The organism is Methylobacter svalbardensis, assembly GCF_037671525.1.
Classification (GTDB): Bacteria; Pseudomonadota; Gammaproteobacteria; order Methylococcales; family Methylomonadaceae; genus Methylobacter_A; species Methylobacter_A svalbardensis.
On record NZ_JAWPOH010000002.1, the window covers coordinates 107,758 to 127,533 of the forward strand.

17 protein-coding genes are annotated in these 19,776 nt (G+C 48.0%); all 17 read right to left on the reverse strand.

Annotated features, from left to right (window positions below; translation table 11 throughout):
- Positions 1 to 92: 92 nt before the first annotated feature.
- The 17 genes from gspD to waaF all read right to left on the reverse strand — a co-directional run bounded on the left by gspD (position 93) and on the right by waaF (position 19,765).
- Positions 93 to 2,240 carry a type II secretion system secretin GspD gene (gene gspD, locus RW114_RS01430; RefSeq protein ID WP_340120939.1) on the reverse strand — a complete coding sequence of 716 codons (2,148 nt, stop codon included), beginning with the start codon at positions 2,238 to 2,240 and terminating at the stop codon, positions 93 to 95.
- Positions 2,233 to 2,865 carry a hypothetical protein gene (locus tag RW114_RS01435; protein WP_340120940.1) on the reverse strand — a complete coding sequence of 211 codons (633 nt, stop codon included), beginning with the start codon at positions 2,863 to 2,865 and terminating at the stop codon, positions 2,233 to 2,235. The genes gspD and RW114_RS01435 overlap by 8 nt, the downstream gene beginning before the upstream one ends.
- Positions 2,862 to 3,449, reverse strand: a complete 588-nt coding sequence (gspM, locus tag RW114_RS01440; RefSeq protein ID WP_340120941.1) for a type II secretion system protein GspM — start codon at positions 3,447 to 3,449, stop codon at positions 2,862 to 2,864. Before gspM ends, RW114_RS01435 begins: the two co-directional genes overlap by 4 nt.
- Positions 3,430 to 4,566: a PilN domain-containing protein gene (locus tag RW114_RS01445; protein WP_340120942.1), complete on the reverse strand. Its 1,137-nt coding sequence runs from the start codon at positions 4,564 to 4,566 to the stop codon at positions 3,430 to 3,432. Before RW114_RS01445 ends, gspM begins: the two co-directional genes overlap by 20 nt.
- A complete protein-coding gene (locus RW114_RS01450; RefSeq protein WP_340120943.1) occupies positions 4,541 to 5,545 on the reverse strand; it encodes a type II secretion system minor pseudopilin in 1,005 nt (334 codons plus the stop codon). The genes RW114_RS01445 and RW114_RS01450 overlap by 26 nt, the downstream gene beginning before the upstream one ends.
- On the reverse strand, positions 5,542 to 6,330 hold the full coding sequence (locus RW114_RS01455) for a prepilin-type N-terminal cleavage/methylation domain-containing protein (protein ID WP_422614776.1): 789 nt from the start codon (positions 6,328 to 6,330) through the stop codon (positions 5,542 to 5,544). The genes RW114_RS01450 and RW114_RS01455 overlap by 4 nt, the downstream gene beginning before the upstream one ends.
- 73 nt (positions 6,331 to 6,403) lie before the next feature.
- Complete coding sequence (locus RW114_RS01460) at positions 6,404 to 6,829, reverse strand: type IV pilus modification PilV family protein (protein ID WP_340120945.1); 426 nt, start codon at positions 6,827 to 6,829, stop codon at positions 6,404 to 6,406.
- Positions 6,816 to 7,277, reverse strand: coding sequence for a GspH/FimT family protein (locus RW114_RS01465; protein ID WP_422614775.1), 462 nt, complete (start codon positions 7,275 to 7,277; stop codon positions 6,816 to 6,818). Before RW114_RS01465 ends, RW114_RS01460 begins: the two co-directional genes overlap by 14 nt.
- Positions 7,274 to 7,747, reverse strand: a complete 474-nt coding sequence (gene gspG, locus RW114_RS01470) for a type II secretion system major pseudopilin GspG (RefSeq protein WP_340120947.1) — start codon at positions 7,745 to 7,747, stop codon at positions 7,274 to 7,276. The genes RW114_RS01465 and gspG overlap by 4 nt, the downstream gene beginning before the upstream one ends.
- A 12-nt stretch (positions 7,748 to 7,759) precedes the next feature.
- A complete protein-coding gene (locus RW114_RS01475; RefSeq protein ID WP_340120948.1) occupies positions 7,760 to 8,974 on the reverse strand; it encodes a type II secretion system F family protein in 1,215 nt (404 codons plus the stop codon).
- On the reverse strand, positions 8,974 to 10,656 hold the full coding sequence (gene gspE, locus RW114_RS01480) for a type II secretion system ATPase GspE (protein ID WP_340120949.1): 1,683 nt from the start codon (positions 10,654 to 10,656) through the stop codon (positions 8,974 to 8,976). Before gspE ends, RW114_RS01475 begins: the two co-directional genes overlap by 1 nt.
- Before the next feature lie 441 nt (positions 10,657 to 11,097).
- The gene (locus RW114_RS01485) at positions 11,098 to 12,012 is read right to left on the reverse strand and encodes a DUF7281 domain-containing protein (RefSeq protein WP_340120950.1); all 915 of its coding nucleotides are present in this window, start codon (positions 12,010 to 12,012) and stop codon (positions 11,098 to 11,100) included.
- Position 12,013: 1 nt separating this feature from the next.
- Complete coding sequence (locus tag RW114_RS01490) at positions 12,014 to 13,243, reverse strand: hypothetical protein (RefSeq protein ID WP_340120951.1); 1,230 nt, start codon at positions 13,241 to 13,243, stop codon at positions 12,014 to 12,016.
- Positions 13,240 to 13,875: a condensin complex protein MksE gene (locus RW114_RS01495; RefSeq protein ID WP_340120952.1), complete on the reverse strand. Its 636-nt coding sequence runs from the start codon at positions 13,873 to 13,875 to the stop codon at positions 13,240 to 13,242. Before RW114_RS01495 ends, RW114_RS01490 begins: the two co-directional genes overlap by 4 nt.
- Entirely contained in the window at positions 13,868 to 17,539 is a 3,672-nt protein-coding gene (locus RW114_RS01500; RefSeq protein WP_340120953.1) for an ATP-binding protein, read from the reverse strand. Before RW114_RS01500 ends, RW114_RS01495 begins: the two co-directional genes overlap by 8 nt.
- Before the next feature lie 202 nt (positions 17,540 to 17,741).
- Positions 17,742 to 18,740, reverse strand: coding sequence for a lipopolysaccharide heptosyltransferase I (waaC, locus tag RW114_RS01505; protein WP_340120954.1), 999 nt, complete (start codon positions 18,738 to 18,740; stop codon positions 17,742 to 17,744).
- Complete coding sequence (gene waaF, locus RW114_RS01510; protein ID WP_422614777.1) at positions 18,737 to 19,765, reverse strand: lipopolysaccharide heptosyltransferase II; 1,029 nt, start codon at positions 19,763 to 19,765, stop codon at positions 18,737 to 18,739. The genes waaC and waaF overlap by 4 nt, the downstream gene beginning before the upstream one ends.
- Between the last annotated feature and the right edge of the window lie 11 nt (positions 19,766 to 19,776).

Consider the following 19,776-nt stretch of genomic DNA (forward strand, 5'->3'; position numbering starts at 1 on the left):
CCGGGGCACAATGCACCCGGTTTGTGCTCCTGCATAATACGCAAACTTATTGCAGGCGCTTTTAGGCGACATACTTGATCATTTTTTATCCGCTATTCTACGGTTGAACTTTCCGAAACAACGGCTTTATCCTGATAAATTCCGGTCAATTTGCGCTTGAATTCGTCGGTAATCAGCCGGGCATCCTGCCGGGTGCCGACCACGCGCGGGGTAATCAACACCACTAATTCAGTTTTGTTATTCTTTTTAGTCGTGGCGCCAAACAACGGGCCTATCAACGGCAGATCATGCAAAAAAGGTATGCCGGATTTATTATCGGTGTTGTCATCCTTAATCAGTCCGCCCAAAACAATAGTTTCACCGCTTTGCACCGCAACGGAACTGGTGATTTCCCGTGTTGCTATCGTAGGCGAATCAATGTTGCTGCCACTACCCCCCTCTTTAACGTTCTCGACACTTTGCTCAATGTCCATGATAACCAAACCGTTCGCGTTGACTCTGGGTTTAACCATTAATTTAACCCCGGTTTTACGCTGCTGAATGGAACTGGTTTGCAGAAGATTATTGACATTGACAGGGTCACCTGTTGTGGGAATAGGAGATGACTGGGAGGTTCTTAACGGCACTTCGTCACCGACCTGGATATTAGCCTCCTGATTGTTCAACACCATCAACGACGGAGAGGAAATTACATTGACATTGCCATTGGTGGCTTGCGCACTTAATAAGGCTTTAATAGACCCTGAATTCTGCAACAAACTCAGCCCGCCTGTTGCCGAGGCCGCAGCGCCTGCAACGGCAATATCGCTAAGTGAAGCTCTCCCTAGGCCGCTACCGATACTCGTATTGCCTTCTTGAAGAAACCATTGGATGCCATATACCAATTCATCAGTCAAAGTCACCTCGGCTATGGTTGCATCAATCAACACCTGCAACGGCATCACATCCAGCTGATTGATAACCGGCCGGATCGCTTCATACTCCTGAGCGGTGGCGACAATAATGACCGAGTTATTGGCTTCATCGGCGATTATTCTGACCTCGCCGACATTGGACACTTTGGCGTCTCCGGTTTGGGCATTACCGGCGCTTGTTTTTTGGGTATCCGTCTGTTTTTTGCTGCTTATTTCAACCGCTTTTGATCCCGGCGCCAGCTTTGCCGCTTTGTCCTTTTTTTGCGCACCGGCAAAAATTTCATTTAAGGTATCTGCCAGTTCCACGGCATCAACGTGCTGAACCTTATAGACATTAACGCCGCCGCCGGAAGCGGCATTGGCACGATCCAAGCGGGTAATCCAGCTTTCAATATCCCTTAAATACCGGGCCTGATGAGTGATCGCCATGACCGCATTCAAACGTTCGATAGGGATAAAGCGAAAAAAGTCAGATTCATCCTCTTTGGCTTTTTTATTAAACACCTCTTCCAGCTCTTTAATAATGGTTTCCGCATCAACATGCGTCAACGGAAACAAGCCGAATGACCGCCCCTTCAACACATCGATATCAAAGGTGCTGACCATATCCATGACCCGCGCCAATTCATCCGGGGTGCCGGAAGCGATCAGGATATTGCGGGTGCCATCAACATTGAGTATGGTCTTTTCCTGCACCAGTGGTTTGATCACATCGATAAGGTCTTGTACGGCGACATTTCTGATCGGGATAACTCTGACTTGAAAGCCCGTCCTGCCGGTCGCACCGGCCGCCGCAAAACTGGAGCTGTACAGGGCTTCGTTGGCAGGTTCGATATGGTAAATACTGGCATCTTTAATCAGCACCGCATTGTTCATGCGCAACAGCATTTCAAGCGTAGGGATTAGCTCGTCTTTACTTAGGGGGTCGGTGGTTTGCAAAGTGACCTTGCCTGCCACTTTGGGGCTGAGCACATAGTTTTGCCCCAGTATGTCGCTTAAGATAACTTTGGCCACTTCGCCAAGATCCGCTTCATCAAAGTTCAGGCTGTAGGTGCCTTCGCCTCCCCTTTTGGTTTTTCTATGCTGCATGGTCGTGTCCGGTACAAACCTATTGGTACCGGGAAACAATTCAGGCTTGGTCTGCGCTGTTTCAGTAACAGGTGCTTTGTTTTGCAGCTCGTCATAAACCACATCGATTTGCTCCTTTTTCACCGGCGTCAACGGTAATTTGGCGGTCTGCTTGGGGCCGAGTAATTCACAACTTGACAGTGTCAAACCTACGACCACCAAACAGCAAGCTGTTGTCATTTTTTTAACATTAGTCATTGTCGTTACCTTCCGGTGTATCTTCAGTAGTGTCTGCTGGAGGAGCAGGTGCAGGTGCAAGTGTAGCCGGAGCAGGAACTGGCGTAGCCGGTATTGCGCCGTTTGTTTTTTGTGGCAATGCTTTTAATTTTGGTTTTCGGAGCAGCAGTTCTTTCTCTTTATTGCCTTGTTTGAGCATAGCCCTGTCCTTATTTATTTCAGTCAGTTTCCATCCGTCAATCTCATCCCCTACGGTTATTTTTCGAAAGTTGTCTTTGGCAACTCTTGCTTTAGACCGGCTAAATAGTCCCGATACGTTTTTTTGGGTACCGTAAACTCCGGTCAACTCCCAATCAAAACTTTCCGATTTGGTGCCCGCTTGCTCTGCTGCAGAACTCGGCTCATCTACAGGTTTTCTGCCTTTAATAAATAACGGCCTGGCAACCAGATCGGCATAACTGTCATTCGGCAGTTTTGTCAGTTCTATTTCGGGTAACTCATCTGTCTTGTAGTCTTGCAGTTTTACCTCGCTTATCGAGGCCAGCAAGCGGTGTCGTGCATGACTTGCGTACACCCATTCCCCGACAATAATCAAGCACAGGCCGATGCAGATAAATACCAGCAATTTTATGAGTTTAGTATTCATTCCGGCTGCTTCCGCATAAAACTAACGGCCTGAAAATTGATATTTAATTCGTTGCTCGGTTCGATCTGGCGCGTTGTCCTGCTTCTTACGCCGCGCATCGGCCTTATGTCTATTTGATTAATAATAATCAGCGGGGTTGATGTTTCCAGCTTGTACAGTACCGTCCGCAACACTTCGCTATTGCCCGTCATCCTTACGCTGACGGTTATCCGGCTAAATTCATTTTTGGTACTAAGAGGAAGCGCCTGAGTACTGCTCAATTGCCCGCCTGCCTCCACAATGGTTTTTTTAATGAACTCCTGAACCTCGGCGGACGCTAAAGCGCCGGTACTCTGTCTGTTCAAAAGCCCGCGCTGTTGATGCTGTTCTTTTATGGCGCTCATGCTTGCAATGACAGCGTCTTTTCTTGCCAAAATCCGCCGGTATTGTTGTAACGTGAAAACGAGATTATTTTTGGTTTCGTGCAACTCCAGGCCTTTGTTAACCACCGGCACGATGACAACCAAACCGACTATCAGTATTGCCGCAACCAGCAGGACTACTGCCAACCATCGCTGCATCAGCTTACTTTTGATTTGAGTCATTTGCGCCTCCCTGTTTCGACTGCGCGACGGGCGCGGTAACATCAACAGTAATCTGGAAGCGCTCTTGTCCGCTGATTTTATCCTGGGTGACCGGTGAGACGAACCGGGCATTGGCAAACAATTCAGAGTCTTCCAGAACGCCGATTAATGCTGAAGCGGCGGGCGACTCGCCCTGTATTTGCAGATGCCCGTCCGAGTATTGCGCATAGGACAACCAGGTATCGTCTTTCATTAACGCACTTAAGCTATTCAGCATATCGACTACTGTCGGAGCCGCACTTTTCTCGGCTATCAATAGTCGCGTTTCGTCTATCATCGCATCGATCTCCAGTTGCAAGGCCTTAACGTCCTTGGCATCCTTTTCTAGGGTATCGATTTTTTCCTGTAAGGCGTTGACCGTCCGATATTCAAACCAGACCGGCGACACCAGCACCGCAGCCAGCAGTAAAAATACCGCCGCAATCAGCCCCGAATAAATCAGGCGCGGTGTATTGGCGGTTTTTTCCCTTAGGGTATCCCGTAATAAATTGTAGCCCTCATAGCGGTGCTCAAGATCATTTGGCATCGCTTCATAATCAACGAATAGCGGCGACATACCCATAGCCTTGACGTCTTCATACAGCGCATCAAGCATTTCTCGGGGCGTTAACACCAGCATGACTCGAATTTGCCCCGGTTCATGCTCAGCTTCCAGCTGTTTAACCGAAAAATAAACCTGTTCCGCCTTAAACGGCGTATAGCGATCAAGTTCATAGGTAACAACCTGGAACAGGTTTCCTTTTACGGCGGCCGGCAGGACAAGCTCCTTTTGAATAGCCTGTTGCGCTGTTAGCCGGAGTATTAAATTCGCTTTAGCCAGTCTTTCATCTTTGGCCAGCAAGGCTTTATATTGCGCTATACCCGATGCGTTGCGCTCCAGTATTGCCAAAGGCTCGGCTAGCTCGTTCGCCACATAAGTCAGCGCTAACTGATTGCCTTCGGGACGAACGATAATGAAACCCTGTTTCTCGTTAACCAATTGTCTGATTTTTTCAGGCACCAGAAAGCCAAGTTCGCGCAGCCACCAGCGGAAGAACTTGTTAACATCCAGATTAATTGTTGAATTCAGGTTCGGCATACTGTCCCACTAGTAAATCATCTTTTTCGTCTGTAAATAAGGAACCATCGTCGTCGGTATTGCGCTGCCATTTTAAAACCAGAAACGGCGTCGACGCCTGACTATCCGATTTTTTTATCAGCGCCTTGATAATGGCCGTTGTGCCATCATCCAGCAGCGCTTCGATAACAACCGTAATCGCACCTTTTTGTTCTGTCCCGTCATTGACAGCTGTTGCGGGCGTGCTCTGACCCGTTTGCCCGGCCGCCATGCCTGGATTAGAGACTACCGGAACTGCCGGGGCCGGCAAGCCGTTTATCGCGCTTTCCCGCCTGGCTGCAATATAGCCGTCTATTAATCCGGCATCCATCCCCGGCAACACCTGCAAAACTTCTTTGGCCGCCTGAGTCAAATCAACCTTGGGCTGTTTCGAGTAGACCGTGACCAGGCCTTCAAGCCACTTAAAGACCTGTTCATCCATGCCCAATACCAGCTGTAATTCCTCAATAGACTGAAACGGCTGGTTGCGGGGCTGGTAGCTTAATCCCGCCTCTTTATAGTCTTTTTTCTCCGCGCCCTCTATGCGCACCAGATCATCCGTATCACGCCAATCGAGAATCGAATTGACCAGCTTGGTTTGTGCCTCAGTCTCCACAGGTGCGTAAGCTATAAGCCCTTGCAACAGTATCTGATCCGCGCTGTTTATATCCACCTTTCCGGTCTCAGCTAACAACCGAATTCGGACTTTAGACTCTGCATAATCAATTTGGTAAATACTGCCGTCGGTATGCCAGCGTTGACGCTGATCGGGATTCAATAACATCAGCTCGGCAATCGCCAGACCCGATTCTGCAACAGCCATAGCCTGAGCATTAGTACGGCTGCCAGTCACAATAGCCGCCTCCCGCCGCATACTCAGAGCAAAACTCCCGGCCATGATAGTTAACAGGCTCAACACCCATAAAACCAGAACCAGGGCGAAGCCCTTTTGCCTGATCAATTGCTATCCGGTGACGATACGGCATCATTTGCCGTATTGGTTTCAACGCCTGCGCCTGCCACGTTAAGCGCGAAAATCATGTCCGGCCAATAAATGCCATTGCCAGTATTGATACTGATTTTGACCAATCGGGGTTGAGCGTCTTTTTCCAACCATTCATCCTGCCAAACCCCTACACCTGAATCATCAACGCCAAAATAAGCCAACGTAAAATTACTGACATCTCTTAATAAAACCACCTCTTCCCGATGCCATTCTTCACCCTCGGCCACCGGATAAAACGGCGTTAAAGTCACCTTAATATCCTGCTCGCCATCTTGTTGCTGAGGTTCTATTGAAAACAGCTGCATACCTGTTCTCCTGGCACTTGCCGGGAAAACCGAGACAAACTGCAAGGACTGTTTTTTGCCCTGGAAAGAGAAAATTTTATCCTTGTTTTTAGTCGTCGCGCCAGTTCCGGACTGGCTTGCGGCATTCGTACCATCCCTGGCGATCGCCGCGCCGGCTCCCGGCCGGCTTGCGGCATACCCCCCATCCCTGGCGGTAAAATCGTCCCATAAAGGGATGGCCGAGGATAAATGCCGCTGAAAAAAGTTATAAACGACTGCGGCTTCATTCACTTCGGCTATCTTGTTTTCTCCCAGCTCCCAACTTCTGGCGCAAATTCTCAAGCTGCTGAACAATAACACCACCATGATACTTAATAGCGTCATGGCGATCAAAACTTCAATCAGCGTAAAGCCCGTCACATATCTTAATCTTGGTGTAGTAAAACGGTACGCGATGCGTACCCTACCGCTTGGAATGGCATTTGAATAAGGATACTTCACCTTTCGCCCTTCGCCTGGCTTTTACTGCTCATAACTCTTTATCAACTGGCTCTTTATTAACCAGCTTTAAGGTAATTAACTGAACCTGCCTGCGATCGACGCGGGCATTATGATCACCCCAGCTTACCGTAACCTTAACCTTAAAAAGCTCTGCCGCTATCGTCGTGACATCCAAATTCTCCGTCGTAAATTGAAATGGACTGACCGACACCCGCCAATGGTATTTTTCATTTTCCAGCCCGGTAGCTTCATTCGGCTGCAAGCGCGATTCTACACCGGTTTTGGCCATTAACGATTCGGCAATTTGCACGGCGGCGGTATATTCCTCGGCAACACCGGCGGTATTAACACCGGCAGAAAATATCTTCAGCAAAATCCCGAGTGAAAGCGCCAGGATTGAAAACGCAATCAGGATTTCCAGTAAAGAAAAGCCGCGCTGTTTATTTGCTTTCAAGCTCAATCTGCCCGGTTAACCAGTTTATATCGATTTTCCACGACGTCTGTCCTCGTTCCAGCGTGACTCTTCCTCCGGTTGAGGATCCATCGGCAAAAAAACGAATGTTCGCCGAGCCCTCACCGCTTAATTCAGTTTGCGCTGTCACCACGGTGACATCAATGGTCTCGGGTATTTTATACAGCTTACTCTTACCGCTGACCGTGTAGCTGTTGTCACCAAGATCAAGAGCAACCGTGGCTTCCTGATGAGTCATTAAAGCCTGACCTCTGGCATAACGTAGCGCTGAGACTATATCCCTGGCCGCCGCTTTGATTTCGGTGGAATCACTGCCTGATGACAGATTAAGACCGATTACGGAAAAACCCAGCACCACGACAAAAAGCACCACGACCAACTCCAGCAGAGTAAAGCCGCGCTGCGCTTTGCCTTTCGTCTTATAAATCACTCCCAACTAGCAATATCCTGATCTTCGCCTTCACCGCCTTCCTTGCCATCTGCCCCTAAGGTATTCAAATCGAATTTCCCGTGCTCACCGGGAGCCACATAACGATATTCCTGTTGCCATGGATCCAACGGCATTTTGGATTTACGCAAATAAGGGCCATTCCAGCGGTTAGCGTTATCGGGTGATTCAATCAGGGCCATCAAGCCTTGCTCGGAAGTCGGATAGCTGCCCAAGTCCAGTTTGTACATATCCAGAGCGGCCGCCAGATCTTCAATCTGCACCTTGGCCGCTTTGGTTTTGGATTCGCCCATGTGCTTCATGACCTGCGGCCCGACGATCCCGGCCAGCATCGCAATAATGCCTAACACGACCAATAACTCAAGTAAGGTAAATCCACGCTGATGCAGCGAGCCGACATTATTCGCCTTTTGCCTTTCGCCTTTCGCCTTGAATCTTAATAACTGTTTCATGATGTATTCCTCTTAAAAAGCCAAATCATTAACGCTCAGAATAGCCAGCAGAATCGACACGATGATGCCCGCAATCATCAGTCCTAAGGTAATTATCAAAGCCGGCTCCAGCAATGCGAGCATCCGCTGTATTGCTACCCTGAGCTGTTTATCGTAAATTGTCGCCACACGCAACAACATTTCTTCCAGACGTCCGGTTTCTTCGCCCATTTTTATCATTTGCATGGCCATTTTGGGAAATATGCCTTTCTCCAACAAAGCATCCGACATATTTCTACCCTGCTTTAACTGCTCCTCGGTATCCTGAATGGCCGCCGCCAAAACCAGATTATCTACCGTTTCACGAACGATAACCAGGGCCGCCAGTATCGAAACGCCATTACCCAATAAAGTGCCCAGTGTGCGGCTGATGTTGGCGGTTTCCTTATGCAAAATAATCGTCCCGGCCAGCGGCAGTTTCAAAAAACGGCCATCCCAGACCTTCTTTTTTACCGGATCGGCCATCTGAAGATTCATATAACCGGTGATCAAGATAACGCTAAAAGCCAGTATCCACCAATAGCTTTGCAACCAGTTTGCCAGTCCCACCACGATCTGGGTCGATACCGGCAACGCCTTGCCCGCGCTTTCAAACATCTCGGAAAACTGCGGCACCACAAAGGTCAGCATCACAAAAAGCGAGGCCAGCGACATAATCAGCAAAATGACCGGGTAGATCAACGCGGTGCTGACCGTTTCTTTTAATTCCCGAGAGCGCTCCAGATAGTCGGACAAGCGCGTCAATACTTCGCCCAGACTGCCGCCCGCCTCACCGGCGCGTATCATGTTCAGATAAAACTTGCTGAAAATACCGGACTGTTTTTCCAGCGCATCGGCCAGCGTAGATCCGCTTTTTACTTTCTCCAGAACCCGGCCGATCAACTTGCTCACCCGTTCATTGTCTTCGGTCAAGTCGATCAACACCAGCAGGGATTTATCCAACGGCAGGCCGGATTCCAGCAAGGTTGCCAATTCGCCGGTGAACAAGGCGATGTCTTTTTGCGATAATTTGGACTGCTTTATGCCCAGTCTTAAGCCCAGAAACGATTTAGCACTGGCCGGTACTACACGAATAGGGATATAGCCTTCCGCCTGCAAAGCTGTAATCAACTGCTGTTCATCAGCAGCATCCCTGATGCCCTCTTCGGTTTCACCCAGACTATTAATCGCTTTATAGGCAAATAACATTAGGTTTCCGACGTGACCCGCAGCACTTCTTCCAGGGTGGTAATCCCTTGCAGGGCTTTAACCAGGCCGTTTTCATACATCGTGGTCATGCCTTCTTCAATAGCAAGCCTCTGAATGGCTCCGGCCTCTTCATGCGCCATAATCAATTTACGCAGAGGATCGGTCATTTGCAAAAACTCGATAATCGCCAACCGTCCACGATAACCCAAGCCGCCGCAAGACGGACAGCCTACCGGTTTGTATAAAACAATATCGCCGGCTGGCGCAAACCGTCTTAACCTCATGCCATCAATAATGTCCGGGGGCGGCGTATAGCGTTGCTTGCATTCAGGACACAGCTTTCTTACCAGGCGTTGCGCCAAGATGCCGTTGACGGTGGAAGTGAGCAGATATTCTTCGAGGCCCATATCCAGCAATCGGGTGACACCGCCGGCCGCGTCGTTGGTATGCAGCGTCGACAACACCAAATGTCCGGTCAGCGCAGATTGCACGGCGATTCTTGCCGTTTCCAGATCGCGCATTTCACCAATCATGATCACATCGGGATCCTGGCGCACGATAGAACGTAACGCCGATGCAAAGGTCAGGCCTATTTGCGGTTTTGCCTGAATCTGATTGACTCCGTCCATCTGGTATTCGACCGGATCTTCAACGGTAATGATTTTTCGCTCGGAGGTGTTCAGCTGTTTCAGCGCGGCATACATCGTGGTAGATTTTCCGCTACCCGTAGGACCGGTAATCAGGATAATGCCGTGCGGCTGAGCCAGTACATCGATAAACTGCTGTAAATGTTTTCCGGAAAAACCCAGTGCGGCAAAATCCAGCACGGTATTTTCCTTGTCCAGCAAGCGGATCACCACGCTTTCGCCATACATCGTCGGTATCGTCGAAACCCGTAAATCCAGCTCTTTACCCAACATTTGCACCTTGATGCGGCCATCCTGCGGCAGGCGGCGTTCGGCGATGTTCAGCTTGGCCATGATCTTGATGCGCGAAATCACCGCTGCGGTGGATTTGACCGAAGGCGCGTCAATATCTTTCAACACGCCGTCGACGCGTAACCTGACTTTCAGGGATTGCTCGAAGGGTTCAATATGAATGTCCGAGGCTCGAGTTTCAATCGCCCGCTGCATGATCAGATTGACCATTTTGATCACCGGCGCTTCACTGGCCAGATCTTTTAAATGCTCCAGATCTTCCTCGCCCAGATCATCGACACTCAGATCGTCAACGAGTTTATCCATTTGCGACCGGCCTTCGCCATACTGCACTTCCAGCGCCGCATCGATTTCCGAAAGCAGGCCGACTTTAGGGATGATGTTTTTTCCGGTCGCCAGTTTTAACGCATCAATCACAAACCGGTCTTCCGGGTCCATCAGCGCAACGGTAATATCGTCATTTTGACTCAAACCGATGACATGGTAGTTTTTTAGAAACCGCAACGGCACGGTTTCCGGCAATTGCATTTCCAGCGGATACTGATCCGGTGTAACTTTTTCAAATCGGCCCGATTCAACAAAAGCGTCGGCCACATCCAACTCCGAACACAAGCCAAGCTTAACCAGCAACTGCGGCACAGTTTCCGAGACCGATGTTTTTTGCACGCGCTCAACTTTCTTCAATTCTGCAACAGAAAGTTTCTGCTTGTCTTGCAAAACGGTTAACAACGATTCATATGCCATTTTTCAAAAAAACCGGTTGGTAGGGTAGTTAGTGTCTGTAGGTTAGAATGTTCAACTTCTTCAATCAATAAGTGTTATTACTTAAATGGTGAATCCGCGGTTGACTTGAATGTTTTCGATTCGAAGTGATTTTCTGGGGATTAAAGATTTTTGCTTTTAAATTGGAGAGTTTTGCTGTGGAGCCCTGCTTTTTGTTCATAACGACAATAAAAATTTTAGTTGCTCATTGACGTCCTTAATCGAATAGTCCTGCTTGCTTGTTGTATTTTATACCGATTGATGATTAAGGCGGGCTTAATTTTCAGCTATCTTATTGGCGGAGTTACTTTAGTTAAAGCTTGAACAGATATAAGCGGTGTGTAACTGCTCTTTATCTAATTTTCACCATGCTCATTCTTGACGTCTGATGCACAAAGAAAGAGGTGGCTTCAGATTTTTGCTTTAAATTAACTTTGAAATTTCTTGTTTGATCGGAAAGAGCGATAGACGAACGTTATGGGCATAACTATGTTCCTGCCGGTATGAGCTGCGTTCATTTTTCATTCGTAATATAAGGTCTCGGAATGGTTCGGCCAAGAATCCCGTATCGCATCGCTTCAAAAGAGAAACCATTGTATCACCTTGTTTGTCATACCCGCTGCGACTGGCATAGTTACTATTAAAGCAATTATTCCATGTACTGGGTTCAGGGCCTAACCAGTAACTGGCATAAGGAATAGTTAGCGCTATTTCAAGCCCCTTGGGATCCATGTCGCTGAAGACGATAACCGCCTTATTATTTCCGAAACGTTTTAATAAGTCATGACAGGCGTCAATTTTAGCTCCTGTTTTGTGATCACCGCGATATATCCATAGCGCATTTTGACAGGGAGCAGGGAGTGTAAATGCGCTACACAGTTGCATGATCGCGAGGTTTTCAACTACGACAATGGCGTCATGATCGATTCGAGTAATACCGGAACTTAAACACATCATTCCTGCATTAGGAATAGATTCTGTCTGCAATTGAATGGCCTGATTATTAAGCTTAAGCGTTTTGTTTGGACAATTCAGCAAAATGTGATCATAGCTGACAGGATTCTTGGCTAACTTTTCATTATTATGATGTTTTGCAACTTCTATCCGACTAGCGGGTAATTGATCGGTATTAAAAGGATCAAGATTAAATTCCTGTATTATTTTCCGGCGTAATGCGGTTTTATCCAGCGCGGTAAATATCAATTTATTATTTTGGATAAGCCCGGATTGATAACGCTCAATCACAGTGCAACCCATTGCGCTCTTTAAGCGGGTAGTGGTCTGGCCGGGGTTGCTTGTAACCAGATCGCTAACCCATTTGAATGTTTTGCGATTCATTTTATTGGACTCTGCGTAGCCAAATCTCGGTGATTAATTGATTGCCGTTAAAGTCTGGCAAGGCCTGACCATCCATTTCTATATCCAACGTCTGCTTGAAGCGTTGCTGCAAGCAACAATATTGAGCAAAAACGCTATCCAACCATAGTTCCGGTCTAATTTGCAATTGAGATGTTTGCCAATACTGTAAAGCGGAAACTTTATGGCCTTGTTTTTCAAGAGCCAAAGAAAATAAATTTTCAATTTGCGCTTCATAATAATCAGCGCGGTATTCAATAGGTTCCGGTTCAGTCGAATCAACCGAAATAGCATCCCGCTGGCTATCCAGCAGCTTAATCGGATTGGATTGCCGTTTTAATTCCTGAATAATTTGGATCAGGTCATCTTGGTGGCTCGATTTTTTGGTATTGATGCCGGTGTTAAAAATCAAGCCCTGGTCCCGTTTTAATAGCGCCGGGACAATGTTCTCATCACACCATTCACGAGGCTGCCATTCCGGGTGTTTTTTTAAAAACTGCGCCATGGCTCGTGTGCGGTTTGCCGTTTGTTCCTGCAAGCGCAAGGTAAACAGCAAGGTTTTCATTCGGTCAACAATACTGACGAGGCGTACGACAATGCTTTTGTATTGATCGATAAAGCGAATGACTTTGTGGGACAGTTCGGTCGGCGCGGCCCAACAGCTTATCCATTCATAACAGTCATGAGTGTTGATGATGCTGAGTTCTGTAACCAATTGCTGGGCATACGCAAGCGCGCGTTCATTTTCCCTGATCTTGCTGGACAGCGAATTAACAAATCCAAACTGACTGGTGATGGCGGTAAACATCACGCTGAGACTGTTTTCCAACAGCTCCAGCGACTCATACAGACTGTCATCGATTTGTTCCAGATGGTAATTGGCCTCATCCGGCTCATTTTGTTCCAATGCGGCACGGTAGGCATCTATATCCTCGGCGACATTCCCAATCGTTTTCGCTATGTCGGTATTTTGCCGATAGCGTGGGTTGCGTAGCAATAAACGATCAATCAGGCGTTTAATATCGGTGCTTAAGCGGAATTCATCACTCTGTTCGGCAATGCGTAGAAGGCCGCTTTTTTTAAGGCTATCAATGGCAGGCTGGTTTTTTTCATCAACAAAGAGGGTGCCATTAATATACGCCTCGGCCAGCAGTTGATCGGCAGCGCCTATTTTTCTGATCAGGCCGGCGACTTGGGCTTGATCAAAACTCATGAAAACAATTCCTGCTGCTGGTTTCCATCCCTGTTGGCGGCTTGTTGATCCAGTTCAAGGTCTTCGGCATCGTTTAAAAAAGCGATTATTTGATGCAGATAATTCATCTTGCCGGTGACGATATACAGCGCACCTTGCGGATTGGGTTTAACCAGATAACCGCATTGTTCCAGTTTTTGTAATATCCAGCTTAATTGGTCGGTGATCGCTGTTTTATTGGTTTTGAATAACCCCGTCTGGGTCAGGCGATTCATTTGTTCGCATAAAGACGGCTCTTGCTCAATCATGTCAAGCAGCTTGTGCAGGCGGATTTCATCACGCGCCCTGATCGGCATATCCTGCCCGGTTGCGGTCATGACCATATCCATCCATTCAACCACCGGGCGCAGTTGCGAGCGAATTTCTGAAAAAGCCTCTTTAATTTGGCTGCGATTAGCGTTGTCAATCTGAGCGTAGGCTGCATAGTAAATTTCCTCACCTTCCAGCACACATAACTCACGCTCTAATTGAGCTAGGAATGCGTCAACTTTGCTGAAGTTTTCTGCTTTGGCTAAATAATCAAAAGCATCAGGAAAGGCCGTCGGGCAGATAAACTGGCCGCTTAACAGGGATTCGGTCACCTGTTTAAACATGGCTGACATCCTCCTTATTTAGTTGATTTAAAAGCTGGTCCAGTTTGCTTTCCGGCAGCTTCACTTCGTGGAGTTTTTGCTTGTCCAATTGGTAGCGGCGTTTAAATAAGCCAAGAACATGACGGTCAGCCGTTGGCGTGGCGGACAGGATATGGATGTTTTGTTGTTCCAGCATAGTCATCATCGCTTCAATGTTTTCCGGCGCCAAATCACCCAGCTCATCAATAGGCCAGCCGATAACGGTGGTGGAATTATTTCTGCGCAACATCGCAGTGACGCCGGTAAAAAAGGTGATCAGGGCCAGGTAAGATAACCCGGTAGAGCTGACATCTTTAAGTTCCTTGGCATTTCTGGCGTGTTTTACCTGGCCGTTTTCAGTAATGCTAAATTCAATATCAAACAGCGACAGGTGCTTGATACTGATACCGGTCGACGGCAATAGGCTGGTCAGTTCTCCCATCGCTTCAAGCAATGCGTTGGGGATTTCCGCATTGCCCGTTAAATCCCGCTGGTCGCAATAGTATTGATAATTGTCGCCAAAATTTTTGAGCGCCTGCCAGTATTCGAGGTCGTTCATTTTAGTGCGGATATTCACCTTGATCTCGCCCAGCGCGTTAAAGTATTGTTTTTCGCTGACGTGGCTGGATAAGGATAGTCCGGTCTGTTTGATAATGCGATCGAATTGGCGCAAATGATCGTAAAAAGTATTTACATCGGTGGCGTGCAATTCAATCTGTTGGCTGGTCGCCTGTTTAATATGGGCAACCATGGATAGAACGGTTTTAAGCGGCACTTCAATATCGAGCGCCTCCACTTGAAAGTAAGTATTGCTGGGTTGCTCCATGGCTTTTTGCCATTCCTGTGCCAGCTGGCTGCGATGGTGGTTATTAAATAATTGGCGCAGCGTTTGTTTGCCATTACTTAAGACCTGCTCTTGCTGCTTTCTTTTATGTAAGGTGGTTTTGGTTAAACCGGGCAAGGTAGAAGCCGCATAGTCCGGGAAATTTTCACTTAAAATCGGCGGGCAGGCTTTCAGCTGCTCCATGCTATTGCCGAGCAGGGTTAACAGGCTTTGGTTTGTTTCCTGCAATCTGTCTTGTTTGGCTATGTCGTCACTAATTTGTGAGCGCTGTTTTTTATAATCCCACTTTAATTGCTCAATAGTCTCAGTCAGTTTAGAGGCCTGCTGTTGGGCATTACTGCGTTGCAGACAAAGGTTTGGGTTTTGTTGCCAACGTTTGCTTAACCAGTTTTGATAGTCTTTATTTCGTTCTTGGTAGGCTTTGGCTTCGTCTTGTTGTTGCTTGAGCAGCTTTTGTTTAGCGCTCAATTCGATGATGGTGTCATCGGCGCCGCTGGCTTGCAAGTCGGATTTTAACTGAAGGTTGATGCGTTTCTGTTCTTGTTCATACTGCCGGCCAGCTTCGTCACTGTGCAGCTTGATGGCCTTAATGGTATTTTCCGCATCCGAGGTGATGGTTCCTTCACGGCCCAAATGTTCGGTGTGCAATTTGTCCTGCTCGGCTTGATGCTCGTCAGTAATGTTTTTTATGGTTTGTTGGCAGGCTTCAATTTCTTGCGATAACCGGGTCATTTTTTGCTTAATATCAACCCGCTTTTGTTCTTTTTCTGTCTTGATTTGATTAAGTAAATCCTGCTCTTCTTGCTGTAAATTGGTTTCGATATGGTTACAGCGGGTCACCGCCAGGTCCGCATGATGGACCTCGGTTTTACTGTGCTCCCTGAGTTTATTGGCGGCAACCAAGCTGCCTTCAAGTTGTTTTTGCTCTGCTTCCACGCCGGTTAGACGGGCAAAAAGATCTTGTTCCTGTTGCTCCAGCAAGGCTTTATCGCTGATCAGATTTTCCCGGTCTGCCAATACATCAAGATTTAACTCCAGTCCGTAAAAATGAGGCCGGCCGGATTCCACTTGCTGCGGGCTAAGGTCTTTGCTGTCTAATAACTCGGGTGCAATGACCCGGCCTATATTGTGCTCCCAGCCTTCGACTTCGTTATCCAGAAAATAGTGTAACGACCCGGCTTCAGGGCGCAGCCTTTTCAGGCATTGCTTATGCTGTTGTTGGCTGCTTTGGAGCTCAGTCTTTTTATGCTTTAACTCAGTTTCAGTTGCTTGGTAGCTTGCCAGTGCAGCGCTGTAGTCTTTATCGGCGGTGTTTTTTGTTTGCAAGGCACGCTTGAATTCTTGTCTAACCGTATTGAGCTGATTCCGGGTTTGCGTGCTTTGTTTTTCTAAGGTTTCTGACGGCTGAATATTTTCTAAGCTGTTTTTGGCAATGCCAAAATCAATGGCTAATTGGGATTTTTGTTCAGCAATCGGTTTTAGCCGGTCATCTTTGTCTTGCCGTAATTGTTCTTTGCGTTGCTGGTATAAATTTTTTGTTTCGGTAAGCTTTTGCGCTTTGGCTAACTGCTCTTCGGTACATTGCTGGTCAAACTGTTGCTTTTGGCTGTTATGCTGATGCGCCAATTCGATCAGTTGCTTTTCATAAAACTGTTTAATTTCCTTACTTTTACTTTCCAGCGCCTCCAGTTCAAGCCGGTTGGCTTCCTGTTGGCGGATGATTTGCTCCAGTAAAGAAGCTTTCACTGCAAAGCTTTCGGCGTCTTGTTGTTCATAGTTTAATTTTTGCTCTTCCAGCGATTGAATCTCAGAGTCATAATCCTTAATTGAGTTTTTTAGCGTGCGCAATTCATCCTCTCTCGGATCAAGTTGCAGTTCATATGTTTGTTTAAGCTGCTCGCGCTGGGCTTTTAATGCCGCCTGATTTTGCGTTATTTTATCCAGCTCGGCCAAGGTTAATTGATGATGCTGGCGAGCAAAATAATGGATATGGGATAGCTCGTTAAGAGTCTCTTTTAATTCAGCAATAGTCTGTAATAGCCGCTCGAACTCCTCTTGTTTGGCGTCCAGTTCTTTAGAGGCATTTAAGTCCGCCAGCCACGCGTCGATATGTTGCTTATTAAGCTGGAACGGGATTTTATCTTGTTCATGGTCCAACAGGTGGTGACTGAGCTTATCCCTGGAAATATTGATCAGCATTTGCTTGATGGTGTCAAAATCGCCGATTTTTTCGATGACCGAGCTGATGACTTTTTCAATATGGGTCATTGGGCTGGAGGCCATCGCAAAGCGACGTTGCAAAGAGCGCAGCCCTTTTTTTCCGCTATGCAATTGATGGCATTGGATGACGCTGCAATAGTCATCGACGCTCATCAGCTTAGAGGTCTCTACCGTGGCTCTATAGAGCCTGTCAACGGATGAACTGTCACGAGGCAGGTCATGTTCATCGACGTAGAATTCCTTGTTAAAAGGCGCGTCGATAAATTTATATTTTGCCGCACGACCATCGCTTTGGATCATCACATGACAGGTTTGTTGCGCAGGGCGTTGGTATTCATAGATTAAATAACTGCTGTTGCGCGGCAAGTAATAATCAAGAAAGCCTTTTTTGCTTCCGGTGCTGCTAACGATATTACTGGGGCGCTCCCCCCAAAACAATTGGATGAGGCGTAAAAAAGTCGTTTTACCCGCACCATTGGTACCGCTCAGGTTAATATGCCCATCCAAGTTCAATAGAACGGTCTTGCCGGTCCAGAAGCTGTCGATCAAAATAATTCTTTTTAGCTGATAAATATCGGTCATCGTGTTCCTTTAAAATCAGGATGGCTCGACATCCATCCTACAGAAAATTGGTTAGTCATGGAGGGGATCCGCAACAGTTTTGGTTTACCCAATTATTTCATAGCCTGAAACAGCGGCTGCACTACTGCACAAAAAACAAGCTCTTGATCCACATCCCGCCGAACTGATCAGCCTTTTTGGTGTGATACAAGCCCAGTTTTATTCACAACGACAATAAAAATTTCGCCTGCTCGATAATCTCACGCTCATCAATGTCCTTAATCGAATAATCCTGCTTGTTGAGTTTATAGGGATTGACGATGGAAGCGGACTTAACCGCCTTGTTGATGTCGGTCTGATAAACCCGGCTGACCGGGGTCGGGCCGAAAATGGTGATGGACGGCCTATTTAATCCCCAGGCCATGTGTGTCGGGCCGGTATCGTTGCCGATCAGCAAATCGGCCTGGGCTATCAATGCTTTCAGGCTGTTCAGATCCAGTTCGGGCATGACCTTGATCAGCTCGGATTGCGTCGCCATCCACTCGGCTGTGGCTTTTTCCTGCTCGCTGCCCCAGATGACCAGACAGTTTTGCTGCAACGCCTGGGCTATTTTTACAAACTTGGCGGCCGGATAATTGCGGCTGTCCCAGGTCGAGCCGATGACCAGCACGATATTGCGCCGGTCTTTTGCCAGGAAATCGTATACTTGCGGATCTTCGTTGCTGAAAAACAGGAACGGTTTTTTGCCCAGGATTTGCTCTTTGCTGATGTCGATCCCTAACGGGCTGGACAGTATCAACGCGTTTCTGTCGATGGTATTGGCATCGTAAGCGCAGGCGACTTTGACGTCGTATAGCCATGACGCGGCTTTTTCCCGGATCGAATCGGCATCGAATCCGGCGATGCGCTTTCCTATGATCTTGGCGGTAACCGCCGATTTGATCAGCCCTTGGGCGTCGATAACCAGATCATAGTCGTTTCTTGCATAGCTGCGAATCTTTTTAAGCTGCTGAAAAATCACGGCCTTGTCTGTTTTCAGGGCTTTCAGGTTAACCGTCAGAATGTTATCGATGTCGGGATTGTTGTTTAAAACGTCGGCAAATCGCTCCTCGACTATCCAGTCGATCTGAATCTCCGGGGAGTTCGCCTTGATGAACTGAAGAGCTACCATCGCATGAACGATGTCGCCTAAAGCCGAGAGTTTTACGATCGCAATTTTCACTGAGGCTCTGCTTGGGTAATCGTTATATATTCGAGCACCCGATCCGGCGTGATGCCCGTCAGACAATGGGTATGGCCCAGCGGGCAATCGCGCTTGAAGCAGGGGGCGCAATCGAGATTCAACGAGATAACCTGGGCCTTGTCATTCAGCGGCGGCGTAAAGCCCGGATCCGACGAGCCGTAAATGGCGATGAGTTTTTTGTCCAACGCGGCGGCGACATGCATCAAACCCGAATCATTGCTGACCACGGTATTGACCAGCGACATCAAGTCGACCGCCTCGGCTAGCGATGTCCTGCCGGTGAAATCGATACAGAAACCCGAAGCTTCCCGGTTGATTTGTGCCGCATCGGCTTTATCCTTATCGGAGCCGAACAGCCAGACCTGCCAACCCTGGTCGATTTTATGCCGGGCGACTTCGGCGTAATATTCGGTCGGCCAGCGCTTTGCCGGACCGTATTCGGCGCCGGGGCATAGAGCAAGAATTTTTATCGCCATGGAGGGTGTGTATGCCGTAAGTCTGTCGGGAACAGACTCGGCGGCTGACGGTGTTAATTTGAATTTATCGATGACCGCCTGTTGCCGGTCTTTGCTGATCGTTAGCGCAGGCTTTGGACACACCGGCGGCATAGGGACATCAACAGGCTGACCCAAGGCAACAAACCGCTGCACGGTCATGGTCAGCAGATTTTTATCCAGCTTTCTGGCATCGTTAAGCAAACCCCAGCGGCATTCGCCGATGTAACCGGTGCGAACGGGGATATTGGCAAAGAACGGGGGGATTGCAGATTTCCAGGAATTCGGCAGCAGGATGGCCTGATCGTAGCCTTCTTCGCGTAGACTACGGCCCAATTTAATCCGTTCCATCAAGCCGAACTTGCCGCGCGGCAATGGCATGGCGATGGCCTTGCTTACTTCGGGCATTCTTTCCAGTAGGGATAATGTCCATGACGGAGATAACACATCAATCCGGCAATCCGGGTAGGTATTTTTCAGGGCGATAAACAGGCTTTGCGCCATCACCATATCGCCGACCC

Excerpts from the sequence above, each read along its gene's own strand:
- gspD (WP_340120939.1), bottom strand. The coding sequence starts at position 2,240 with ATGACTAATGTTAAAAAAATGACAACAGCTTGCTGTTTGGTGGTCGTA.
- RW114_RS01435 (WP_340120940.1), bottom strand. The coding sequence starts at position 2,865 with ATGAATACTAAACTCATAAAATTGCTGGTATTTATCTGCATCGGCCTG.
- gspM (WP_340120941.1), bottom strand. The coding sequence starts at position 3,449 with ATGACTCAAATCAAAAGTAAGCTGATGCAGCGATGGTTGGCAGTAGTC.
- RW114_RS01445 (WP_340120942.1), bottom strand. The coding sequence starts at position 4,566 with ATGCCGAACCTGAATTCAACAATTAATCTGGATGTTAACAAGTTCTTC.
- gspG (WP_340120947.1), bottom strand. The coding sequence starts at position 7,747 with ATGAAACAGTTATTAAGATTCAAGGCGAAAGGCGAAAGGCAAAAGGCG.
- RW114_RS01475 (WP_340120948.1), bottom strand. The coding sequence starts at position 8,974 with ATGTTATTTGCCTATAAAGCGATTAATAGTCTGGGTGAAACCGAAGAG.
- gspE (WP_340120949.1), bottom strand. The coding sequence starts at position 10,656 with ATGGCATATGAATCGTTGTTAACCGTTTTGCAAGACAAGCAGAAACTT.
- RW114_RS01485 (WP_340120950.1), bottom strand. The coding sequence starts at position 12,012 with ATGAATCGCAAAACATTCAAATGGGTTAGCGATCTGGTTACAAGCAAC.
- RW114_RS01490 (WP_340120951.1), bottom strand. The coding sequence starts at position 13,243 with ATGAGTTTTGATCAAGCCCAAGTCGCCGGCCTGATCAGAAAAATAGGC.
- RW114_RS01495 (WP_340120952.1), bottom strand. The coding sequence starts at position 13,875 with ATGTTTAAACAGGTGACCGAATCCCTGTTAAGCGGCCAGTTTATCTGC.
- RW114_RS01500 (WP_340120953.1), bottom strand. The coding sequence starts at position 17,539 with ATGACCGATATTTATCAGCTAAAAAGAATTATTTTGATCGACAGCTTC.
- waaF (WP_422614777.1), bottom strand. The coding sequence starts at position 19,765 with ATGGTGATGGCGCAAAGCCTGTTTATCGCCCTGAAAAATACCTACCCG.